This window comes from Pseudomonadota bacterium, assembly GCA_018817425.1.
Taxonomy (GTDB): Bacteria; Desulfobacterota; Desulfobacteria; order Desulfobacterales; family RPRI01; genus RPRI01.
In genome coordinates, this window is the sequence record JAHITX010000010.1 from 1 (window position 1) to 7,726 (window position 7,726).

Consider the following 7,726-nt stretch of genomic DNA (forward strand, 5'->3'; position numbering starts at 1 on the left):
CACGGAAACAAAGGTGTTGTTTCTAAGATTGTGCCAATTGCCGACGTGCCTTACATGGAAAATGGACGCACAATTGAGATTATCTTAAATCCACTTGGCGTTCCTTCCCGAATGAATGCCGGACAAATTTTAGAAATTCATCTAGGCCGTGCAGCAAAAAGTTTGGGTGATCAGTTAAACGCCTTGGTAGAAGAAAATAATATTTCTGGACTTCGTAATAAGTTTAATAAAATATTTACTGATAAAGACTCAAATGCAATTATATCAAAAATGGATGAGCAAGGGCTGCGTGATTTTGCCGGTAATTATAAAAATGGTGTTCACATGGCTACCCCGGTTTTTGATGGTGCTAAAGAATCTGAAATAAAGATGCTTCTTGAAGAAGCCGGACAATATTCATCCGGCCAGGCCACACTGTACGACGGGCGAACAGGTGAACCTTTTAAAGGCATGATTACTGTCGGAACTATGTATATGTTAAAGCTTCACCATCTCGTAGATGATAAAATTCATGCACGTTCTATCGGGCCCTATTCACTTGTAACACAGCAGCCGCTTGGAGGAAAAGCCCAATTTGGAGGCCAGCGCCTCGGAGAGATGGAGGTATGGGCAATGGAAGCATACGGAGCGGCACATGCTTTACAGGAATTTCTGACTGTAAAATCTGATGATATGGCAGGAAGAACCAGAATGTATGAAAAAATAGTAAAAGGCCAGAACATGCTTGAGCCTGGCATACCCGAGTCTTTCAAGGTAATGACAAGGGAATTGCAGAGTCTTGGCTTGGATATAAATCTTTTGGAAGAAAATAAGGAGTAGAATTTGGAAACCTTATATGATTTCTTCGCCAAACCTGTTGATCCGAAACAATACAGTGGTGTTCGGATTGCTTTGGCTTCACCTGAACAAATCAGGCAATGGTCTTTTGGTGAAATAAAAAAACCGGAGACAATAAATTATCGGACTTTCAAACCGGAGCGCGATGGTTTGTTTTGCGCCAAGATTTTTGGCCCTACCAAGGACTACGAATGTAATTGTGGCAAATACAAGCGTATGAAACACAGAGGAGTAGTTTGTGAGAAATGTGGTGTTGAGGTTATACAGTCCAAGGTTCGAAGAGAACGGATGGGCCATATTGAACTTGCTGCGCCTGTTGCACATATATGGTTTTTAAAAAGTCTTCCCAGCAAAATAGGAAACCTTTTAGATATGACATTAAAGGGTTTGGAGAAAGTCTTATACTTTGACAGCTATATAGTGTTAGATCCGAAAGAGACTCCGCTGACGCGTTGCCAGCTGCTTTCCGAAGAAAAATACCGTGATGCGCTTGAAACATATGGGACAAAATTTGAAGCTGGTATCGGTGCTGAAGCAATAAAGGTTCTGTTGGAAAATATTGATCTTGAACCATTATACACAGAGTTAAGAACCGATATTAAAGCTACAACCTCATTGGCAAAAAGGCAGAAACTGTCAAAGAGGCTTAAGATTGTGGATGCATTCAGATGTTCAGGGGTAAATCCTTGCTGGATGATAATGGATGTTATTCCTGTTCTTCCTCCGGATTTGCGCCCCCTTGTTCCATTAGAAGGCGGCAGGTTTGCAACCTCCGACCTTAATGATCTCTACAGGAGAGTTATAAATCGCAATAACCGGTTAAAACGGCTGATAGATTTAAAAGCTCCTGATATTATAGTCCGCAATGAAAAAAGAATGCTTCAGGAGGCGGTAGACGCACTGTTTGATAATGGCAGGCATGGCAGAGTGATTACAGGATCCAATAAGCGGCCTTTAAAATCATTAAGTGATACGTTAAAAGGAAAACAGGGGCGCTTTCGTCAGAATCTGCTTGGCAAACGAGTTGATTATTCCGGGCGAACAGTTATTGCTATAGGCCCTAATCTCAGGCTTCATCAGTGTGGCCTTCCTAAGAAAATGGCTTTGGAGCTTTTTAAACCTTTTGTTTATTACAGGCTGGAGAAAAAAGGCCTTGTTTCCACTGTAAAGAGTGCCAAGAAGCTTGTTGAGCGTGAGACCCCGGAGGTTTGGGATACCCTTGACGAAGTTGTAAAGGAATATCCTGTGATGTTAAACCGGGCACCGACTTTGCATCGGCTTGGCATTCAGGCTTTTGAACCGATTCTTATTGAGGGCAAGGCCATTCAGCTCCATCCGCTTGTATGTACAGCATTTAATGCTGACTTTGACGGCGATCAGATGGCTGTCCATATTCCTCTTTCTGTTGAGTCACAGATAGAGGCGCGTATTTTAATGCTTTCCAGCAACAATATTTTATCAGCAGCAAATGGAAGTCCTATTATTGTACCGACTCAGGATATTGTTCTCGGGATATATTATATGACAAGGGGAGTCTCCGGTGCTAAGGGTGATGGGAAAAGATTTGCCGATCCGGAGGAGGTTCGTTCTGCTTATGATTCCGGGGTGATTGATCTTCACGCTAAGATAGTTGTTCGGATAGACGGGAAAAAAGTTAATACCACAACAGGGCGAATATTATTATGGGAAATTATTCCCAAGGATTATATTGTAAGAATGAGCCATATTATGGTTTCTTCGGAAGAAGATGCAAAGACCATTCATGAAAAAATTAGAAGTGGCGAATCTTTTTCACAGATGGTAAACCAGTACTCCGAAAATTCCGGCAAAACTTTAGATGGTGATATCGGTCTTTTAAGAAAGGAAGAGTTTACGAGAATCTTTGATATTGAAAATTCCGGTCCTGTTTTTTCTCTTGCAGAAGGGCAACTAAGTGAAATAATTATATCGCAAGAAAAATACCATATTTTTCAAATAAACGAGAAGAAATCTGAAATCCCTTTTGATGCTGTTAACAAGGTGCAGGATAAGAAATCCTTAAGAGATCTTGTTGATTATGCTTATAGAAATCTTGGCCCTAAAGCCACAGTTGTTCTTGCTGACAGGCTCAAGGATATAGGCTACAGGTATTCTACAGAAGGAGGCCTTTCTATTTCAATTGGCGACATGATAATTCCGGCTTCTAAAGGAGATATAATCAAAAAAGCCGAAAATAAAGTGTTGGAAATCGGGCGGCAGTATACCGAGGGCCTCATCACTCAAGGTGAGAAATATAATAAAGTTGTAGATATCTGGGCCAAAGCGACCGATGATGTGGCCAATGAAATGATGCAAGCAATGAAGGTTCAAACTTTGAAAGACAGTGACGGGAATAATGTGCTGGATAAGAATGGGAAACCTGTCTATGAAGAAAGTTTTAATCCAATATATATGATGGCGGAATCAGGTGCAAGAGGCAGTAAAGATCAGATGCGTCAGCTGGCGGGAATGCGTGGCCTAATGGCCAAACCTTCCGGTGAAATTATAGAAACGCCGATAAGTGCAAACTTCAGGGAGGGTCTTTCCGTATTACAGTATTTTATTTCAACACATGGTGCAAGAAAAGGACTTGCCGATACTGCTCTTAAAACCGCAAATTCAGGGTATTTAACAAGGAGACTGGCTGATGTTGCCCAGGATTGTGCAGTTATGGAGGATGACTGCGGTACTTTGATGGGTGTTGATGTTGAGCCTCTGGTTGAAGGCGGAGAAGTTATTCAGCGACTTGGAGAAAGAGTCCTTGGCAGAGTTGCAGTGGATGATATAGCTGACCCTTTTACTGATGAAGTTCTTGTTAAGAAAAGGGATGAGATTGACGAAAGCTCTGCAAAAAAAATAGAAGACGCAGGAATAACAAATGTCAGGATAAGATCTGTTCTTACATGCAAAGCCAGATACGGTGTGTGTGCAAAATGTTATGGAAGAGATCTTTCAAGCGGAGCCCAGGTCGAATTGGGTCAGGCTGTCGGAATACTCGCAGCCCAGTCGATAGGTGAGCCCGGTACTCAGCTTACTATGCGGACATTCCATATCGGCGGTACTGCGAGCCGGAGGGTTGAACAGGCCGATATCAGGGCAAGAGTTGAAGGAACAGTTAAATTTATTGACCTTCATGTTGTTAAAAATGCGGAAAACCAATATATTGTAATGAATCGCCGCGGCGGTAAATTTACAGTTGTAAGTGATTCAGGACGTGAGCTTGAAAGCTTTCCAGTAATTTACGGTGCGCATATTATGGTTATTGATGGCCAGAAGGTTAAAGGGCCTGATCCTGAAACAGGAAAATCAGGAGATCTTCTTGCTACCTGGGATCCTTTTACAACACCTATTATTACAGAAGTTGCAGGAGTCGTTAAATTCGGAGATATTGTGCCAGGCAGGACCATGAAGGAGAAAGTTGATCCTGTTACAGGAAAATCGAGTCGAACAATAATTGAAGCAAAAGGCACAGAGGTTAGACCGAGGATTTCAATCAAAGATGAAGATGGCAAAACAGTCAAACTTTCCGAATCATCAGGAATGGCCAGATACATTTTACCTATAGGTGCGGTATTAATGGTTGAAGAAGGTGAAGATGTCAAAGCCGGCAATGTTATTGCGAAACTTCCCAGGGCAACCACTAAGACCAAAGATATAACAGGTGGTCTTCCAAGAGTTGCAGAGCTTTTTGAGGTTAGAAAACCGAAGGAAATAGCAATATTAAGCGAGATAGACGGGTACGTTTCCATTGCAAAAAGTACTAAAAAAGGAAAACAAAAAGTAACAGTAACACCTGTCGATTTTGGCGAAAAGAAAGAATATCTGGTTGCGCGAGGTAAACATATAAATGTTTATGAGGGTGATTATATAAGGGCAGGGGAGCCGATTATAGGCGGTTCTGCCATACCGCAGGATATCTTAAACATCAAAGGGGAAGTGGCTCTAGCCCGTTATCTTGTTGATGAAGTCCAGGAAGTTTATAGATTGCAGGGAGTACGTATAAACGACAAACATATTGAAGTAATTGTACGACAGATGACAAGACGTGTTAAGGTTGTTGAGGTCGGAGATACTGACTTTATCCTTGAAGAGCAGATTGATCGCGGAAGGTATGAAGAGATAAACATGGCGATTAAGGCAAAAGGGGGAAAGCCTGCTATTGCCGAACCCCTTATACTTGGAATAACAAAAGCTTCTTTAAGCACCGATAGTTTTATTTCAGCAGCATCATTTCAGGAGACAACCAAGGTGTTAACTGATGCCAGCATTTCAGGTGCTATTGATTCTCTTCATGGACTTAAAGAAAATGTTATTATGGGCAGGGTTATACCTGCAGGTTCCGGTCTTTCATTAAACCAGAACATTGAAATATCCCATCAATAACAGTTAGATACTACATAGTTTTAATAAAAAGATCTTATATATATTTAGAATGGGCAGATTTTAATTGCTTTTTAGTATAAAATTGCTTGACATAAATACAGGATGTGAGTATAAAACATCGTTTTGCAGCATAGATTTTGAGTTTTATGAATTGTAAAAAGCCATAAAAAATACAATGGTTTTTAAAAACACGAAGTGTACAAAATTTAAAATAAAATATTTATTTCTCCTTTGTGGTGTATGTCTGGATTTTGTACGGGTGAATAATATTTTAAGAGGGGAATATGCCTACAATCAATCAGTTAGTTAGAAAAGGCAGGACCAAGATTGCCAAGAAGGTTACTACACCGGCTCTTAAAGGAGCTCCTCAGAAAAGAGGTGTGTGTACGCGTGTATATACATCAACTCCGAAAAAGCCAAACTCTGCTTTGCGGAAAGTCGCAAGGGTAAGGCTTACTTCAGGTGCTGAAGTTACAGCATACATTCCGGGAGTGGGGCATAACCTTCAGGAGCATTCAGTTGTATTGGTTCGTGGAGGACGTGTTAAAGACCTTCCAGGTGTAAGATATCACATAGTAAGAGGCACTCTTGATACACTGGGAGTTGAGGACAGAAAGAAGAGCAGATCCAAGTACGGTGCAAAAAGGCCAAAGTAATTATTTGGTTTGCAGGCTATTCAAAATAAGCTGTAATGAATAGCTGGATTTATTCTTGAAAAAATGTCAATGTAGGTAATTATTTTTTTTAATAAACAGATATAATATAAATGGTGTGATTTATGCCGAGAAGAAGAGATGTGCCTGAGCGGGTTGTTATCCCTGATTCTAAATACGACAACAAAGTTGTAGCCAAATTCATTAAAGCTATCATGAAGGACGGGAAAAAGAGCCTTGCCGAGTCAATACTCTATGAAGCATTTGGTATCATAGAGAAAAATGCAAATGAGCCGCCAATAAAGATTTTTGAACAGGCTTTGGATAATGTGAAACCGATAATTGAAGTTAAATCCCGGCGGGTTGGTGGATCGACATATCAGGTTCCCACAGAAATAAGACCGGCCAGAAGGATGGCTCTTGGTATAAGGTGGGTAATAAATTTTGCACACCAGCGCAATGAAAAGAGTATGGCAGGCAAGTTGGCCGGTGAAATTTTGGATGCAGCAAACAAGAGAGGCGCTTCGATAAAGAAAAAGGAAGATACACATAAAATGGCTGAAGCAAATAAGGCTTTTGCTCATTTCAGATGGTAGTATTGTTATTCTAATTTAAGCCCCTTTATTGGGAGGGTATTGAAAATGGCTAAGAAGAAATTTGAGAGGAAGAAGCCGCATGTTAATGTTGGTACCATAGGTCATATAGATCATGGCAAGACAACACTAACGGCTGCGATAACAAAGCATAGCGGATTGAAAGGTTTGGCAGAGTATATACCGTTTGATCAGATAGATAAGGCTCCTGAGGAGAAAGAAAGGGGCATAACGATAGCAACAGCACATGTTGAATACGAGACAGCAAATCGTCATTATGCACATGTGGACTGTCCGGGTCATGCGGATTATATCAAGAATATGATAACCGGAGCAGCGCAGATGGACGGAGCGATACTTGTGGTTGGAGCAGATGATGGCCCCATGCCTCAGACCAGAGAGCACATATTGCTTGCCCGTCAGGTGGGAGTTCCGTGTATAGTAGTATTTTTGAACAAGTGCGATATGGTTGATGACGAGGAGCTGATAGAGCTGGTTGAGCTGGAGTTAAGGGAGCTTTTGGACAAGTATGAATTTCCCGGAGACGACACACCGATAATACGCGGCAGTGCATTAAAGGCTCTTGAGAGTGATGATCCTGACAGTGATGAAGCAAAGTGCATATTTGAGTTAATGAATGCGATAGATTCATTTATACCTGAGCCTGTACGAGATATAGACAAGCCGTTTTTGATGCCGGTTGAGGATGTATTCAGCATATCCGGCCGTGGTACGGTAGTAACGGGTCGAGTTGATAGAGGTATAGTGCATGTAGGTGACAATGTAGAGATAGTAGGAATACGCCCTACGCTTAAGACGGTATGTACCGGAGTAGAGATGTTCCGCAAGTTATTGGACGAAGGCCGTGCCGGAGACAACATAGGTGTGTTGTTGAGAGGAACAAAGCGTGAGGACGTTGAGCGCGGGCAGGTGGTTGCAAAGCCCGGATCAATAACTCCGCACACGAAGTTCAATGCAGAGGTATATATTTTAAGTAAGGAAGAAGGTGGGAGACACACGCCGTTTTTCAATGGTTACAGGCCGCAGTTTTATTTCAGGACAACGGATGTAACAGGGATTTTGACATTACCCGAAGGCATAGAGATGATAATGCCCGGAGACAATGTAGCGATATCGGCGGAGCTGATAACTCCTATAGCAATGGAGACCGAGCTTCGGTTTGCGATAAGGGAAGGCGGACGGACGGTCGGTGCAGGAGTTGTAAGCAATATTATAGGATAA

At 41.8% G+C, this 7,726-nt stretch carries 5 protein-coding genes; all 5 read left to right on the top strand.

What is annotated here, in order from left to right; translation table 11 throughout:
• The coding region (locus tag KKC46_02350) for a DNA-directed RNA polymerase subunit beta (GenBank protein MBU1052653.1) at positions 1–819 on the top strand (819 nt) is incomplete at its 5' end.
• Between the two features lie 3 nt (positions 820–822).
• Positions 823–5,238, top strand: a complete 4,416-nt coding sequence (gene rpoC, locus KKC46_02355; protein ID MBU1052654.1) for a DNA-directed RNA polymerase subunit beta' — start codon at positions 823–825, stop codon at positions 5,236–5,238.
• Positions 5,239–5,522: 284 nt separating this feature from the next.
• The gene (gene rpsL, locus KKC46_02360; GenBank protein MBU1052655.1) at positions 5,523–5,894 is read left to right on the top strand and encodes a 30S ribosomal protein S12; all 372 of its coding nucleotides are present in this window, start codon (positions 5,523–5,525) and stop codon (positions 5,892–5,894) included.
• Between the two features lie 122 nt (positions 5,895–6,016).
• On the top strand, positions 6,017–6,487 hold the full coding sequence (gene rpsG, locus KKC46_02365; GenBank protein ID MBU1052656.1) for a 30S ribosomal protein S7: 471 nt from the start codon (positions 6,017–6,019) through the stop codon (positions 6,485–6,487).
• A gap of 45 nt (positions 6,488–6,532) precedes the next feature.
• Positions 6,533–7,726: an elongation factor Tu gene (gene tuf, locus KKC46_02370; GenBank protein ID MBU1052657.1), complete on the top strand. Its 1,194-nt coding sequence runs from the start codon at positions 6,533–6,535 to the stop codon at positions 7,724–7,726.